Origin of the sequence: Nocardia sp. NPDC056952, from assembly GCF_042674185.1 — a bacterium.
GTDB lineage: Bacteria > Actinomycetota > Actinomycetes > Mycobacteriales > Mycobacteriaceae > Nocardia.
Window position 1 is genome coordinate 391,005 of the sequence record NZ_JBHURA010000003.1, and the last position, 14,535, is coordinate 405,539.

At 66.1% G+C, this 14,535-nt stretch carries 12 protein-coding genes; 6 read left to right on the forward strand and 6 right to left on the reverse strand.

Translation table 11 applies throughout. The annotated features are described in order from the left end of the window. Positions 1-138: 138 nt before the first annotated feature. A complete protein-coding gene (locus ACFTS5_RS13415; RefSeq protein ID WP_378630667.1) occupies positions 139-1,002 on the reverse strand; it encodes an SDR family oxidoreductase in 864 nt (287 codons plus the stop codon). 62 nt (positions 1,003-1,064) lie between these two features. On the opposite strand from ACFTS5_RS13415, the gene ACFTS5_RS13420 reads away from it, so the two are divergent. Continuing rightward, positions 1,065-1,787 carry a PaaX domain-containing protein, C- domain protein gene (locus tag ACFTS5_RS13420; RefSeq protein WP_378630669.1) on the forward strand — a complete coding sequence of 241 codons (723 nt, stop codon included), beginning with the start codon at positions 1,065-1,067 and terminating at the stop codon, positions 1,785-1,787. 105 nt (positions 1,788-1,892) lie between these two features. On the opposite strand, the gene ACFTS5_RS13425 is transcribed toward ACFTS5_RS13420, so the two are convergent. After that, positions 1,893-3,173: a helix-turn-helix domain-containing protein gene (locus ACFTS5_RS13425; protein WP_378630670.1), complete on the reverse strand. Its 1,281-nt coding sequence runs from the start codon at positions 3,171-3,173 to the stop codon at positions 1,893-1,895. 161 nt (positions 3,174-3,334) lie between these two features. Here ACFTS5_RS13425 and ACFTS5_RS13430 point away from each other — a divergent pair, with 161 nt between their 5' ends. From ACFTS5_RS13430 to ACFTS5_RS13440, 3 genes are all read left to right on the forward strand, one after another. After that, on the forward strand, positions 3,335-4,777 hold the full coding sequence (locus ACFTS5_RS13430; RefSeq protein ID WP_378630672.1) for a class I adenylate-forming enzyme family protein: 1,443 nt from the start codon (positions 3,335-3,337) through the stop codon (positions 4,775-4,777). 90 nt (positions 4,778-4,867) lie between these two features. After that, positions 4,868-6,679: a DUF3556 domain-containing protein gene (locus ACFTS5_RS13435; RefSeq protein ID WP_378630673.1), complete on the forward strand. Its 1,812-nt coding sequence runs from the start codon at positions 4,868-4,870 to the stop codon at positions 6,677-6,679. A gap of 42 nt (positions 6,680-6,721) precedes the next feature. Beyond that, complete coding sequence (locus tag ACFTS5_RS13440; protein WP_378630675.1) at positions 6,722-8,134, forward strand: phytoene desaturase family protein; 1,413 nt, start codon at positions 6,722-6,724, stop codon at positions 8,132-8,134. Between the two features lie 14 nt (positions 8,135-8,148). Here the strand turns inward: ACFTS5_RS13440 and ACFTS5_RS13445 are convergent, their stop codons facing one another. Then, the gene (locus ACFTS5_RS13445; RefSeq protein ID WP_378630676.1) at positions 8,149-8,700 is read right to left on the reverse strand and encodes a S1 RNA-binding domain-containing protein; all 552 of its coding nucleotides are present in this window, start codon (positions 8,698-8,700) and stop codon (positions 8,149-8,151) included. 675 nt (positions 8,701-9,375) lie between these two features. On the opposite strand from ACFTS5_RS13445, the gene ACFTS5_RS13450 reads away from it, so the two are divergent. Further along, a complete protein-coding gene (locus tag ACFTS5_RS13450) occupies positions 9,376-10,149 on the forward strand; it encodes a sulfite exporter TauE/SafE family protein (protein WP_378630677.1) in 774 nt (257 codons plus the stop codon). 54 nt (positions 10,150-10,203) lie between these two features. Here the strand turns inward: ACFTS5_RS13450 and ACFTS5_RS13455 are convergent, their stop codons facing one another. From ACFTS5_RS13455 to ACFTS5_RS13465, 3 genes are all read right to left on the reverse strand, one after another. After that, positions 10,204-11,424 (reverse strand): PucR family transcriptional regulator, encoded by a 1,221-nt coding sequence (locus ACFTS5_RS13455; protein ID WP_378630679.1) that lies wholly within the window; start codon positions 11,422-11,424, stop codon positions 10,204-10,206. Between the two features lie 41 nt (positions 11,425-11,465). Further along, positions 11,466-12,800 (reverse strand): lipase family protein, encoded by a 1,335-nt coding sequence (locus ACFTS5_RS13460; protein WP_378631440.1) that lies wholly within the window; start codon positions 12,798-12,800, stop codon positions 11,466-11,468. A gap of 148 nt (positions 12,801-12,948) precedes the next feature. Next, positions 12,949-13,215, reverse strand: coding sequence for a hypothetical protein (locus ACFTS5_RS13465; protein WP_378630680.1), 267 nt, complete (start codon positions 13,213-13,215; stop codon positions 12,949-12,951). Between the two features lie 723 nt (positions 13,216-13,938). On the opposite strand from ACFTS5_RS13465, the gene ACFTS5_RS13470 reads away from it, so the two are divergent. Continuing rightward, entirely contained in the window at positions 13,939-14,532 is a 594-nt protein-coding gene (locus ACFTS5_RS13470) for a tetratricopeptide repeat protein (protein ID WP_378630682.1), read from the forward strand. The last annotated feature ends 3 nt before the right edge of the window (positions 14,533-14,535 follow it).

Below are 14,535 nucleotides of genomic sequence, written 5' to 3' on the forward strand. Positions count from 1 at the left end.
TTCGGTGCGGCCTCGTGGCGGTGCGCTGGTGCGCCCGCCCTCTACCGAGGATAGTCCCGGAGCCGGCTGTGTTCGACGACGTCAGGCGCGTTTCGGGCGGCGACGGAAGCGTCTGCGCTCGCGCTGCGGGTAGGCGGCTCAGCCGCGCTTGTTCGGGGGGTCGACGAAGATGTCGTATTCCAGCCCGTCGGCACCTCCGTACGGCGAGAAATCGGTGACGCCTTCGGCACGCAGCACGTCGACGTCGAGGAACGTGTTTCCGGTGACCGATCGCGCGTCCTTGCGCAAAAGCGCCACGGCGGCATCGGCCATGATCTGCGGGGTGCGGGCTTTGGCGATCGCGTCGTCGCCGCCGAGGAGGTTCTGCACCGCGGCGGTGGCGATCAGGGTCTCGGGCCACAAGCAGTTGCCGGCGATGCCGTGTTCGGCGTACTCGGCGGCCCAGCCCAGCGTGAGCAGTGACATCCCGTACTTGGCGAGCATGTAGGCGGGATAGGCGCCGAGCCATTCGGGTGCGAGATTCAGCGGCGGCGACAGGCTCAGGATGTGGGCGTTGTCGCTGCGGCGCAGGTGCGGCAGGCAGGCGCTCGAGAGCAGATAGGTGCCGCGCAGCTGGATCTGCTGCATCAGGTCGAATCGCTTGATCGGCAGTTCCTCGGTGGGGGCGAGGGCGATCGCCGAGGCGTTGTTCACGCAGTAGTCGATGCCGCCGAAACGTTCGACCGCGCGGGCCACCGCGTCGGCGACCGAGGTTTCGTCGCGCACATCGCCCACCACGGCGAGCGCCCGTCCACCTGCGGCTTCGATCTCGGCGGCGGCGGTATGGACGGTGCCCGGCAGCCGGGGGTCCGGCGTATCGGTCTTGGCGAGCAGCACGATGTTGGCGCCTTCACGGGCGGCGGCGACGGCGATCGCGAGCCCGATGCCGCGGCTGCCGCCCGACATGATCATGGTGCGCCCGGCCAGCGGGAAGGACGAGGTCGTGGATGTGGGGGTGGTCATACCGTGTGACGTTACAGTTCTCTGACAGTCGCGGCAATAGTGAAATATGTAGACTCGGGCTCGTGAAATCCGCTCCTACCGGCTTCGACGCACGGGTCCGTCCGGTGTCGGCCCGTTCGGCGATTATCCGGATTCTGATAGCGGCCGAGTCACCGACGACCACCTCGAGCGAAATCTGCGCTGCCACGACCGCTGTCGGATATCCGGAGGCAACGGTGCGTGTCGCGGTGTCGCGGATGGTCGCCGCGGGCGAACTGATCCGCGAACAGCGCGCTTACACGCTCGACCCCGCCCTGCGTGCACGTCGGGCCGAACTCGCCGCCCCGCCCGCTCGACCCTGGGACGGCGACTGGGAGCAGGTCGTCATCACGGCCGCCGGACGGCCTTCGTCCGAGCGCGCGGCCCTGCGCGCCAGGCTGCTCTCGCTTCGCCTGGCCGAACTTCGCGAGGGAGTCTGGCTGCGGCCGGCCAACCTCGTCCGCGAGCTGCCCGTGGACCTGGCCGCCACCACACTCCAGTTCCGCCTCCGGCCGGTCGAGAACCCGGTCGAACTAACCGCCGCGCTGTGGTCTCTGACCGATTGGTCGGCACGCGGGCGCGCCCTGCTCGACGACATCGAAAACCCCGACCCGGCAGCAAGATTCGCGGTCGTGAGCGCCGCGCTCGATCTGCTCACCTCCGACCCCGCGCTTCCGGCAGCGTTGCAGCCCGATGGCTGGCCGGTCGACGATCTCCGGGCACAGACCTCGGCCTACCTCGCCTGGATCAGTCAACTCGACGTGTAGTCCGTTCCCGGCGCCGCCAGGTCAGGGCAACTGCGCGGGCTGTTCTCACCGGCGCAGTAGTCGACGGCCTTGCCGAAATCGAAGGTCTCGGTGAACAACTGGTCGTCAGGTCGCGTCGTCCGTTGCCGTCTCGGCTGACCTGCGACGGTTTCGCCGTGGCTCGCGAGGAGCCTCGGGTATGCCCAGTTGGACGCAGGTCAGCAAGGCCACTTCGATATCGAGCCTGCGCTCGCCGAGCGGATGTCCGAGCAGCTCTTCGGCTTTGCGCACCCGGTAGTGGACGGTGTTCTTGTGGACGTGGAGCCGGGCGGCGGCGTCGGTGTAGCTGCCACGGGCGTCGAGGAACGCGCGGACGGTCTCGCGTAGCCGTGCTGCTGTCTCGTCGGTGCCCAGCAGTGCGCCGAGCACGCGCTCGGCCCACACCCTCATCTCGGGCACCCGGTCGGCGAACAGGGCGGTCAACGCCACATCGGCATGGACGGTGAGTCCGTGCTCTCGCCTGGTCAGTGCGACTGCGCGGGCTTGCTGTGCGTCACGGAAGGTCTGGCGGAATCCTTCGAGGCCGGTGGCCGGATCGCCCAGGGTGATGGACAGATTCGGATGGGCGCGCAGATCGTGGGCGAGCTGTTCGGTGTCGAGCACGGGCCGGGCCACCGACGAGATCCACACCCACCGGTTGTGATCGTCGACTTCCACGGTCATCGGCGTCTTGCCGGTGGCGGTGGCCAGCAGGGCGGTGCCCGCGCGCAGGGACGCGCGAGGGTCGCGGGTTCCGGGTGGTGTCCACAGCGTCGCGAACTGGTGCCAGCCGCGCAGGGAGGCCGACAGCATCTGCTCGGCCGAGCCCACATCCAGGTCATCGGCGTCGACGACGGCGCGCACCTGCGCGGCGCGGGCGGCGTCGGTGCGCGCGTCCCAGCGGCGGCGCTCGCTCTCGTAGATATCGATCAAGCCCTCGATCACCTGGTCGATATAGCTGTTGACCAGGTAGGCGATGCGGGCCGCGGTGGCCATCGCGACGTCGGTGGGCGGGTTCAGTTCGGCCAGCAGCGTCATCGTCCACTGGACGAACATGTTCTCGCCGAGCCGGTAGGCGCGCAGCAGTGCCTCGAGCGACAGGTCGTGCTGGGCGAAGCGGCGGGCGTATTCGGCGGCGGCGGGTGGCACGGTGATGTCGTCGAGGCCGATGGCCAGGGTGAGCATGTCCAGGATCGCGGACAGGTTGGACTCGGTGCTGGCCACCATCAGCCTGCGCACTTCGTCGTCGTGCCGGAATTCCGGGATGACCTCGGTGAACATTGTGGTCATCCGCGGTGACAGGTGGTCCAGGTCGGCTTTGATCCGGCCCGCCACCGCACGCACCAGTGGATCGTTGTCGTGGGCCATGGCCGCAGACAGTACCCCCGACGCTCGCGTGTGTGGCGCGGTTTGTGCTCGTGGCACAACACGTCGGGCCAATGCTGGGCTGCTGGCCCGTAGTCGGCACCTCATCCGCGCCCTACCGTGAGTGATGTAACCCAGATCACATTCGCCACTGGTGAGGAATCATGCGACACATCGCCGAATTGCCCGAGGTCAGAGCCGCTGCCGACCCGCACGGACACTGCATCGCCGACGACACCGTCACCCTGTCCAACGCGCAGTTCCACGCTCGGGTCGACGCCGCCGCCTCGGTCCTGCATCGAGAGGGCGTGCGGCCCGACGACGTCGTCGCGGTGGTGCTGCCCAACCGGGTAGACCTCGTGGTGGCCCTGTTCGCGGCCTGGCGACTCGGCGCCGCGGTCACTCCCGTGAACCCCGGGCTCACCGACGACGACATCCGATACCAGGTCGAAGACTCCGGCGCCGCCGTCGTCATCGGTGAACCCGGTAGGCCCGCAATCACTCTCGACATCGCGGAACTGGCCGAGCACGCCGGCCCCGTCGCGGCGACCACGTCCTCCGACGATCTCGCCCTGATCATCTACACCAGCGGCACCACGGGCAGGCCCAAGGGTGTGCTGCTCGGTCACGAGAACCTCGCCGCCATGTGCTCGATGATCATCGACTCGCTCGGCCTGAACGAGACGGACCACAGCCTGCTGATCCTGCCGCTGTTCCACGTCAACGGCATCGTGGTCAGTGTGCTGTCGCCGTTGCTGGCGGGTGGACGCACCACTATCGCCGGAAAGTTCTCCGCCTCAGGCTTTTTCGACACGGTCGAGCGGGTCCGACCCACGTATTTCTCGGCGGTGCCCGCGATCTACGCGATGCTGGTGGCCCAGCCCGACGGTCCTCGTCCCGACAATTCCTCGTTGCGCTTGGCGATCTGCGGTGCCGCGCCGATGCCCGGCGAGCTCATCGCCCGGTTCGAGCAGCGATTCGGTGTGCCGATTGTCGAGGGTTACGGTCTGTCCGAGGGAACCTGTGCGTCGACTCTCAATCCCGTAGCGGGCCAACGCAAGCCGGGAACTGTCGGGATTCCGCTGCCCGGTCAGACCGTGGCGATCATGGATATCGACGGCGCGTTGTCGGCGCCCGGTGAACCCGGCGAAGTCGTCATTCGCGGAGCGAACGTGATGCGCGGCTATCTCGGCAGGCTGACGGAGACGGCGAAGACTGTCGTGGACGGTTGGTTGCACACCGGCGATGTCGGCTATTTCGACGCCGACGGCTACCTGGTGCTGGTCGACCGGATCAAGGACATGATCATCCGGGCGGGGGAGAACCTGTACCCCAAGGAAATCGAGAACGCGCTCTACCGCCACCCCGCCGTCCACGAAGCCGCGGTCGTCGGTGTGCCCGACGCCGTGCTGGGCGAGGTACCGGTCGCCCATGTGGTCGCCGCACCGCAGGCCACGGTCACCGTCGAAGAGCTGATCGAGCACTGCCGCGCGGAACTCGCGGCATTCAAGGTTCCCGCCGCGATCGTGTTGACCGCGGAGATGCCACGCAATCCGGTCGGCAAGATCGACAAGAAGCAGCTGCGGCTTCTGGCCGCGCGCACCTGAACTGTTCAGCACCCCAATTCACTTCGAACGAAAGACAGTCTTTCGGTCGCGATCACTCGCGCCCGGAAGCCGGAAGAAAGGGATCGAGCCATGGGATTCAAGACGGGAGATTTCCCCCCGGTGGACACCGAGACATTCTTGGATCTGCCGCTGCGCGAACGTATGCGGACGCTGGCATTGCACTGGGCGGAATACGGATTCGGTACGCCGAAGATGATCCACACCGTGTACCTCGTGAAAGTGCTCGTGCTCTACATCATCGGCGGCCTCGCGATCGCGACGGCCACCTCGGGCACCGGACCGTTCTGGGATGTGGCGCAGTGGTGGAACCAGCCGGTGGTCTACCAGAAGCTGGTCCTGTGGACGGTGCTGCTCGAAGCCGTCGGCGTCGCGGGCTCCTGGGGGCCGCTGGCAGGCAAGTTCAAGCCGATGACCGGCGGCATCCTGTACTTCGCCCGACGGGGGAGTATCCGATTGCGGCCCTGGTATCGGGTGCCGTTCACCAACGGTGACTCGCGTACCGCCCTCGACGTGGTCTTGTACCTGGGCTTTCTCGCCTCGCTGGTGATCGCCCTGGTCGCACCGGGCCGGACCACCGTCGCACTGCTGGAAGCGCTGCCGGACAACACCTCCGGGCTGGTTCGGCCCGTGCTGCTGATCGCGCCGATCGTGCTCTTCATCCTGTGCGGGCTGCGCGACAAGACGATCTTCCTGGCGGCTCGCGGCGAGCAGTATCTGCCCGCGCTGCTGTTCTTCGCGGTGCTGCCGTTCACCGACATGATCATCGCGGCCAAGCTGCTGATCGTGATCGTGTGGGTCGGTGCGGGCGTCTCGAAGTTCGGCAAGCACTTCACCAATGTGGTGCCCCCGATGGTGTCCAACAGCCCGTCGATGCCGTTCCGGTCGATCAAACGCGCCCACTACCGCGACTTTCCGCACGATATCCGCCCGTCGCGGGTGGCCTCGTTCATGGCGCATGTCGGTGGTACCGCCGTGGAGGTGCTCACCCCGATCGTGCTGCTGTTCTCGACGAACCACTGGCTGACCCTGGCCGGGGTCGCGATGATGGTCATCTTCCACCTGTTCATCACCTCCACCTTCCCGCTGGCCGTGCCGCTGGAGTGGAACATCCTGTTCGCCTACCTCACCGTGTTCCTGTTCCTCGGCTTCCCGAATTCGGACGGGTACGGCGTCTTCGACATGTCGTCGCCATGGTTGACGGTGGCGATCGCGGCAGGGCTCGCCTTCTTCCCCGTGCTGGGTAACCTGCGCCCCGACCTGGTGTCGTTCCTGCCGTCCATGCGTCAGTACGCCGGCAACTGGGCCTCGGCGCTGTGGGCCTTCGCACCGGGGGCCGAGGCGAAGCTCAACACCATCGCGCACCGTCCCGCCGACAACCAGGTCGACCAGCTGCTGGCCATGGGCTACCCGCCCGCGGTCGCCGAGATCACCATGCAGCAGACCATCGCCTGGCGTTCCATGCACAGTCAGGGCCGCGGCCTGTTCTCCCTGCTGTACAAGCACCTTCCCGACATCGATCGCTGGACCGTGCGCGAAGCCGAGTTCGCCTGCAACTCGCTGATCGGCTTCAACTTCGGCGACGGTCACCTGCACAATCTCGACCTGATCGACGCGGTGCAGGCACGGGTCGGCTTCGCTCCGGGAGAATGGATCGTGGTGTGGGTGGAGTCGCAGCCGGTGCACAAGAGCACGCAGCAATACATGGTGGTCGACGCGGCGCTGGGCGTCATCGAACGCGGAACATGGGAGGTGGCCGACGCGGTCGAGGCGCTGCCGTGGCTGCCGGACGGTCCCATCGACCACACCGTGACCTGGCGGCGTGAAGACGTCACCGGCGCGGTCGCCGCACCGCAGCAGGGCGTGGTGGCTCCGGCCGAATAGCCGAGCACCGGACGATATCCCGAACAAGAGAAAGGCACGTCGATGACAACGGCGACAGTGGTCGGCAGCGGCCCCAACGGGCTGGCCGCGGCCATCACCCTGGCCCGCGCGGGTGTGGAGGTGACGGTCCTCGAAGCGGCCGACACGATCGGCGGCGGCACCCGCTCGAGCGAGGCGATCCTGCCCGGTCTGCTGCACGACCACTGCTCGGCCATCCACCCGATGGCCGTGGGCTCGCCGTTCCTGCGGCGCATCGACCTGGAGCGGTACGGATTGCGGTGGGCGTGGTCGGAACTCGACTGCGTCCACCCTCTCGACGACGGCACCGCCGGTGTGCTGCACCGCTCGGTCACCGAGACCGCCGCGGGCCTCGGCGCCGACGAACGGCTGTGGCGCACGCTGTTCGAACGCCCGGTCGCCGGCTACGACATATTCGACGCCGACATCATGCGACCACTGCTGCGCATTCCTCGCCATCCGATCCGCCTGGCACGCTTCGGCATCCCGGCGACCGCGCCCGCCACGCTGCTCGCACGAGCTTTTCGCACCGAAGCGGGACGGGCACTGTTCGGCGGCGTCGCCGCACACGCCTTCCAGCCCCTCGAACGCCCGTTGAGCGCCAGCGTCGGGCTCGGCATCCTGACGGCGGGACACCGGTACGGCTGGGCGGTCGCGGTCGGCGGATCCCAGCAGATCGCCGACAGCATGGTCGCGGTACTGGCCGACCACGGCGGAAAGGTCGAGACCGGCGTCCGCGTGCGCTCGGTGGCCGACCTGCCGCCATCCGACATCACCATCTGGGACCTCGCCCCGACCGCGGTCGCGGAGATCCTCGCCGACCGACTCCCCACTCGAATTGCACGCGCCTACAACCGGTTCCGCTACGGCCCCGGCGCTTTCAAGGTCGACTTCGCCGTCGACGGCGGCATCCCGTGGACCACCGAGGCCGCCCGTCGCGCCGGCACAGTGCACCTGGGCGGCTCCTTCGCCGAAATCGCCGCGGGCGAACGTGACATCCACGTCGGCCGAATGCCCCAGCGCCCCTTCGTCCTGGTCGGCCAGCAATACCTCGCCGACCCTCAGCGATCCGCAGGATCGGTTCACCCCGTCTGGACCTACGCGCACGTCCCCAACGGCTACACCGGCGACGCCACCGAAGCGATCATCGCCCAGATCGAACGCTTCGCACCAGGCTTCCGAGACCGCGTAGTCGGCCGGACCACCCGCTCCACCACGGAATTCGCCGACTACAACCCCAACTACGTCGGCGGCAACATCATGACCGGCGCCAAGAACATCCCACAGCTGGTCTTCGGCCCCCGAAAAACCTTGCAGCCCTACGACACCGGCCTCCCAGGCCACTACCTGTGCTCGGCGGCGACCCCACCCGGTCCCGGCGCACACGGCATGTGCGGGGCCAACGCCGCCGATCGAGCTTTGCGACGACTGCGGTAACCCAGCTCGAAAGGTCAGAGCTGGCCGGCGGTTTGGCGGGAGAGGAACAGCTGACGTTTTTCTCGGTCGACATGGGTGACAACGACCGTGACACCGTCCCCGATCTGGACGACCTCGTCCGCTGGCAGGGTGAGGTCTCGGCCACGAATCAGCCCCTCGATCCCATCCGCCACTCGGACAAAGACGCCGAAGGGCACCAGCTGGGTGACGTGCCCGTGTAGTTCTCTGCCGACGGTGGTGCGCTCGGCAAAGGCAACGAAGGGGTCGGGCCGCATCGCTCGTAGAGATAGCCTGGCCTCGGCATTCCAGGTATCGAACTGCAGGAATTCACCCGAAACGCGCTGCCCGACCTGAACAACGTCGGATGCAGCCTCGAAACGCCTCCACGACAATTCTGGGAACGTGATGAACCCGACGCCCGGGTAGAGCGGATGTGGGGGGCCATCGTCGAGCGCCACGAACACGCCGAACGATTCAATCGCTGTGACGGTGCCGGAAAGGATCTCGCCGCACCGCAATGATCCCAGGAACGTCCAGAGTTCGGGGCTCTCGGCCCGCCAGTCCATCTGTCCAGCCTTTCATGACGCGCTCAGCCCGTCCATCGACCGTGCGGAACGTCGCTCATGGATTGGTCGCCTCCGGAGGAGCTTCCATTCTTCGCGAAACCTCACGAATGCTGGCGGCCCGACGCACTCTCATACCGCTGGGCCCGCTACCACGAACGTCCGCATCTGCCGTATATCGGCCACTTCATCGGCCACATCGCCACTACGATCCGATCATGGAATTCGAAACCTGGTTCCATGGGAATATGCGGGCATTCGCCGCTGACCCCGCACAACCCATGAAGGCCGGGGACTACACGAACATCAAGATCGTCAGCGACGGACCACCTATCGCTCATGCGGTGGCCGCAGGAAGTGGTCAACCCGAATGTGGCACAGACGTGCGGGTACTACCCCACGGATTCCCGTGGCCACATCCCATTCCCGATTGGTGGGAACGCTGCCCGGAGTGTGTTGCCCGCCGCCCGCTGTGAGCTCCATGGTCGTCTCCCGCTACTGCTGATCATCCGCTCATGCCGCGATCCGCGCGACCCGGACGGCCACGACCCGCGCCGGCGAACGCACTCAACTGCCGATGATCGTGCCTGCCTCACTCGGCCCACACGGTGCTCTGAATTCGACGCACCCGGAGGCTAAGGGATCCAGACCCGGTAGCGAGCTGGGATAGTTCGGCGAGTGAATGTGCTGGTGGCAGGGTTCGTGGCGGGGCTGGTCGTCGCGGCGCTCACCGCACCGGTCGGGGTGTCGGGTGCGGTGTTCCTGCTGCCGGTACAGATCAGCGTGTTGGGAGTGCCCAGCCCGGCGGTGACTCCGACGAATCTGTTGTTCAATGTGGTGTCGATACCGGGCGCATTGCGGCGCTACAGCCGCCGTGGTCCGCTACGCAGCCCGCTGACTCGAATCCTGCTGGCAGGCACCCTGCCCGGCGTCGTAGTCGGCGCGATCATCCGAGTCTTCCTGGTCCCGAGTGCGGGCGTGTTCAAGCTCATCGCGGCGGCACTGCTCATGCCTCTCGGGGTATGGCTATGTTTGCGTACGGCCACTCGGACCGGGGACGACAGGCCGCGGCCGTCCACCCGATTCATCACCGCCACGGCGCTGGCAGTCGGTGTCGTCGGCGGGATCTATGGAATCGGTGGTGGATCGTTGCTCAGCCCGATCCTGGTCGGCCGGGGTGTTCCCTTGGCCGATGTCGCACCGGCGGCGTTGACCTCGACGCTCCTGACTTCGATCGCGGGCGCGGCCACCTATCTCGGCCTCGCTGTGGCGACCGGTGGCACGGACATCGCCCCGGCCTGGGCGATCGGACTGAGCTGCGGGATCGGCGGCCTGGTCGGCGGATATCTCGGCGCGCACCTGCAACCTCGACTACCCGAACGAGGACTGCGCTTCACCCTGGGCGGGGTGGCTATCGCAACGGCGGGAATCTATGCCGCACAAGCACTCTGAGAACCTTCGGACATACGGTCATGCCGCGAGGACTTCGAAACTCAGACCACGGGATCAATCAGGGCGGCGCCGATGAGGATCCGTGGTGTGAGCGGGGTAGGTGACGATGCGCTGGGCGACCCGCGCGGCCATGAGAGTGGAAATTCCGCTGGGCAGCAGGGGGTCGTAGCCGCTCAGTTCGGTGATGCGGGAGAGCCGGTAGGTGACGGTGTTGCGGTGGATGAACAGTGCTTGGGCGGCGGCGTTGTGGTTGAACTCGCTGTCTATGAACGCATCGAGTGTCTCTAGCAGCGCAGGGTGCTCGGCGAGCGGATCGAGCAGCGCGGCCAGGGCTGTGAGGGTGGCTCCGCCTGCCGCCACGGAGTATTCGAACATCATGTGCTTTCGGGTGCAGATCGTTTCGGGCCGGGCAAGGGCGCGGGCGGTCTCGGCGACGGTGTGCGCTTCGGTATAGGCCGCGGGGATATCCGCCCGGGTGAAGGCGGTCGCTACGCCGATCCAGCATTCGGGCTGAACAGTCTTGCTGGACAACCCGATTCGGTTGGCCAGCGCAGCCGCCGGATCGCCTTCGTCTACCGGGCGCAGGGGGACGAGCGCGATCCAGCCGCCGTTGTCGCGGTAGAGGAAGGTGCCCGGGAGCTGCCCGAGCCGGTTACGCAGTGCGGTGAGGGTTCCGGGTGCGGGTTCGCCGAGCCGTACCGCGGCAACGAGAAATGATTCCGCGATGTGGATTTCGGGTGCGCCTGTCCAGCCGGTGATCTCGCGTCCGGCTAGCAGGTCCGCGGCGATCTCGCCTTGGCGTTCCAGGATGTCCCAGCGTGGCTGGCGGCTGTCCTCGATGAGAGCGGTGGCGATGTGTGTGACTACCAGGTTGAGGTAGTTGGTCAGGTGCAGCCCGAGTTCGGGCAGTAGCGGGTACTCGTCCGGTTCGAGGGCCGAGATGGACTGAGTCCACAGGAATGCGGTGCCGACCCGGTAGTTGGTCAGGATCTCCTCGAGGGACATACCGTCACGGACCAGCCGCATCGCCCGCTCGACGATCGGGAGAGTGTCTTGCCTCGACAGCTCGTGGTCCACGGTGAGCGACCGGAAGAACAGTGCAATGTTGAGCTGGACGCTGGGTACGAAGTCCGCGTCCAGCATGGAGTGGGGCAGCAGATCATCGGTCTTGAGGGTGGTTGCCAAGCCTGCCGCTTTGGCGTGCGTCCGCTCGACGACCTGCTGCCACCGCTTGTCGCGCGCGAGCCCGGGCTCGGGGGAATACATCTGGGTCATGTGCCCTCCTACGGTGCCGATACCCGCGTCGACCTATTGGTTCAAGAGCCAGGGAAGCCTTCGGGCAGCGGTGCGGGGAACCCGAGATTGAACGTCGGGCCTGCAGGCACGCCGCGCAACACCGCGCTGGTCCAAGCTACCGACGGAATCCAGCCGGTGACAGCGTTCACCCCGTGCTCAGGAAGGGGAACGGTGATGAACCGCAGGTCCGCACCGCTGTCCCAGTACTTGTTCACTGTCGGCAGCACTGTCGACGGCGGCACGACCTCGTCCCAGATACCGTGCCACCACAGGATCGGGGTGTCCGGTATGTGTTTGCCGAGACTGTTGTCTTCCAGCACTTGCATGATTGCGGGTTCAGTTTCCAGTGATTTGCCCGGTTTGAAGTACGCACTGAGTGGGCGGTATATCCCTGACGGTGCGAGGGTGATGACGCAGCGAGACTGGAAATCGCGGAGTAGGTGCTGGCCTTCCTCGGTGAGCAACTCCTCCGGCCGGAATACATCCGGGTATTCCCGCGCGAAGGCTACGAGCCCGAGCCACATGGTGAAGTTCCCGATCCCTGCGAGTCCGGTCTGCGGCTGCACCGCGTATCGCGCGATTCCTGTGAGGCTGCCAGGGGTGGCGCCCACTGCCGTACCCAGCAGCCGCACATCAGGTGCGTAGGTGGCGCGCAGTTCGGCTGCGCGAATCGATCCCGAGCCGCCGCCGGAGTACCCGTACAGTGCGATGCCGGCATCAGCGAGACCCAGTCCCGCATCGTTCTTCACCGCGCGCAGGCTGTCCAGGACCATCTTGCCCTCGGCGAAGGTGTTGAACGTGTTGAACTTCCCGTCGAAGTCGGGGATGTTGAGGGCGAAGCCTTGCATCAGCCAGTAGATCGCGAGCGCGGATTCCTTCATCGTGCCGACCTGCAACGTGTAGGACGGATTGCAGGAGGAATTGGTGGAGTCGATGGCCTCCTGGAACGACAGCACCGGCCGTGTACTGCCCTGCCACGGAATACCCGGGATGATGACGGTCGTGGCTGTCACGATGGGATTGTCATGGACATCGTTGGACCGAAACAGCAGTTGCTTGGTGTAAACCGGGAACGGGATGCCGGCCAGGCGAGTCTGGACCTCCCGGGTGCGCACGATCTGACCGGGCGCGTAGGACGCAAGGTCGTCCGGGTCGTTGTACCAGGGGTCTTCCGAGGGCGTTGGAATCGGGAGCAGATCGTAGATCTGCGGTTCGGACGGTAGTTGCGGCAGTTGGTTCTGGTCTGGAGGGAATGCGATATCGGCGGGATCACCCACCGCAGTACCGGCACTGACCAGCACAGTTGCCGCAGATAGCGTCGCGACAGTCCAGTGTCGCAACCATGTCTTACCCATTGATCCTCCAGCGTCATTGCCATGAAGTGTCGAAAGCCTCCCGGCACCTCGAACAAGAACATCGCATGACACAGCGCGGAGTCTTCGGCACGATCCCAGCAGTGAATGCCAACATTAGTGCGTGTGCACAACCGAATCCGAGTGCACTTCACCAGGTCCGACCGGGTTTGCTGGCCCGATGCTCGGGGTTGACCGCGCCAGCACTGCCGCCACATCCTCTACTGCGCCCGAGCGGATTGGCGGCCAGCACGTCCAGGCACCGGTTGTGGACGATGACCGGTGTGGCGTCCATGGAGTCGATGAGTAGCTGCACGGGCTGGGCGAGGGCGGCGGGCTTGGTCCGTGCTCGGGTGCGCGAGGGTCTGCGCGCGGAGCGGGCGAGGTCGTAGAGGTAGGCGGCCTCGTAGGTATACAAAAGACGATCCTTGTTTGCGTAACCTTTTCGGTCGGTCTCGCTTCTGGATTCACTGGATATTTCAAATTTCGAGAAAGGGGATTCTACCTCCAGCAGACAGCTGACTCTATTGAGGGGGAGCTCAGCAGCTTACAACTGGGCGTAGCGCAGTACAAGCACATTCAGGAGCCGGAGACAGCTCTAGCTGAATTCGCTGAACGTGTCGAACTCTTGAAGAGCGAGCAGCGAAAGCGCGAACAACAACTGGATCAGCCGAGTCAAAAGCTCGAAGGATGAACCAGTTCCTCAGTGGACTACCACTGAGGCGTCAAGCGATCTGACACGCTTCTCGGCGTTTCCGGCCGACGCTGCCGCGGATGCGGTTGCGGACGTCGGACAGTGGGAAAGACTGGTGCCAGTGGTGAGCCTGCTGTGGTTCGCCGTCTTCGGCGGCGCGGGCACGGTTGAGCCGGACGTTGATAGGCGCGTTCAGCCGAGGCGTCGATCCGCTCCAGCGCTACCGCCGGTTCGGTGCAGGCTCGGCGCGGCCTCTCGCGCAACGTGTCTGCGGATTCGGCGACGGCGACTTGCGCTGTACGTAATCGGCACGGTCGGTGGGTGTGCGGAACGCGTCGAAGTGGGTGCAGCGCAACGACATCGCTTTTCGAGGTCGCGATTCGAATCGCCGAATGCGGGGGCGGCGGCGGGTTACCCTGAAGAAAACGCCGGGCGATGGAGGCCGCATTGAGATTCACATGGCGTCGACCGAATCGCGTTCCCGCGCAACTCGAACGGCGCCTGCGGGATGCGCTGCAGTTGCTCGACGCCGGCCGCCACAGATCGGCCGAGTCCGCACTGACCGAACTGCTCGCCGACTGCGAAGCCGAGATCGGAGCGGAGCACCCCTTCACGATCACCGTGATCGACGCCCTCGGATCCGCCTGCTACCAGCAGCGGAACTTTCCCGATGCCGCCGCGCGGCATCGCGACGCCCACCACCGCGCCACTCGCGCCCTCGGCCCGAACCATGCCCTCACGCTGGGCGCCGCGCACAACCTGGGCTCCGCACTGCTACTCATGCACGAGTGGGCCGAGGGGATCCCTCTGCTCCTGACGGTTCTCGAGGCCAAGAAGGAGGGGCTCGGGAGCGATCACCCCGAAACGCTGGCCACCGCCCAAGCGGTCGGGTCCGGCCTGTTCAAGTCGGGCGATAGGCAGCGGGCCGCACTCATCCTGGACCAGGCCTATCGCACGGCCCTGGTTGCCTATGGATCTGACGATCCGATCGTGGTCGACCTGCGGCACAATCTCGATGTGGTGCTCCGCAACTCCCGCTGAATA

Bases quoted from the DNA above. Each gene is read 5' to 3' on its own strand.
- ACFTS5_RS13455 (WP_378630679.1), bottom strand. From the start codon at position 11,424: ATGACCCAGATGTATTCCCCCGAGCCCGGGCTCGCGCGCGACAAGCGG.
- ACFTS5_RS13415 (WP_378630667.1), bottom strand. From the start codon at position 1,002: ATGACCACCCCCACATCCACGACCTCGTCCTTCCCGCTGGCCGGGCGC.
- ACFTS5_RS13425 (WP_378630670.1), bottom strand. From the start codon at position 3,173: ATGGCCCACGACAACGATCCACTGGTGCGTGCGGTGGCGGGCCGGATC.
- ACFTS5_RS13440 (WP_378630675.1), top strand. From the start codon at position 6,722: ATGACAACGGCGACAGTGGTCGGCAGCGGCCCCAACGGGCTGGCCGCG.
- ACFTS5_RS13430 (WP_378630672.1), top strand. From the start codon at position 3,335: ATGCGACACATCGCCGAATTGCCCGAGGTCAGAGCCGCTGCCGACCCG.
- ACFTS5_RS13435 (WP_378630673.1), top strand. From the start codon at position 4,868: ATGGGATTCAAGACGGGAGATTTCCCCCCGGTGGACACCGAGACATTC.
- ACFTS5_RS13460 (WP_378631440.1), bottom strand. From the start codon at position 12,800: ATGGGTAAGACATGGTTGCGACACTGGACTGTCGCGACGCTATCTGCG.
- ACFTS5_RS13445 (WP_378630676.1), bottom strand. From the start codon at position 8,700: ATGGACTGGCGGGCCGAGAGCCCCGAACTCTGGACGTTCCTGGGATCA.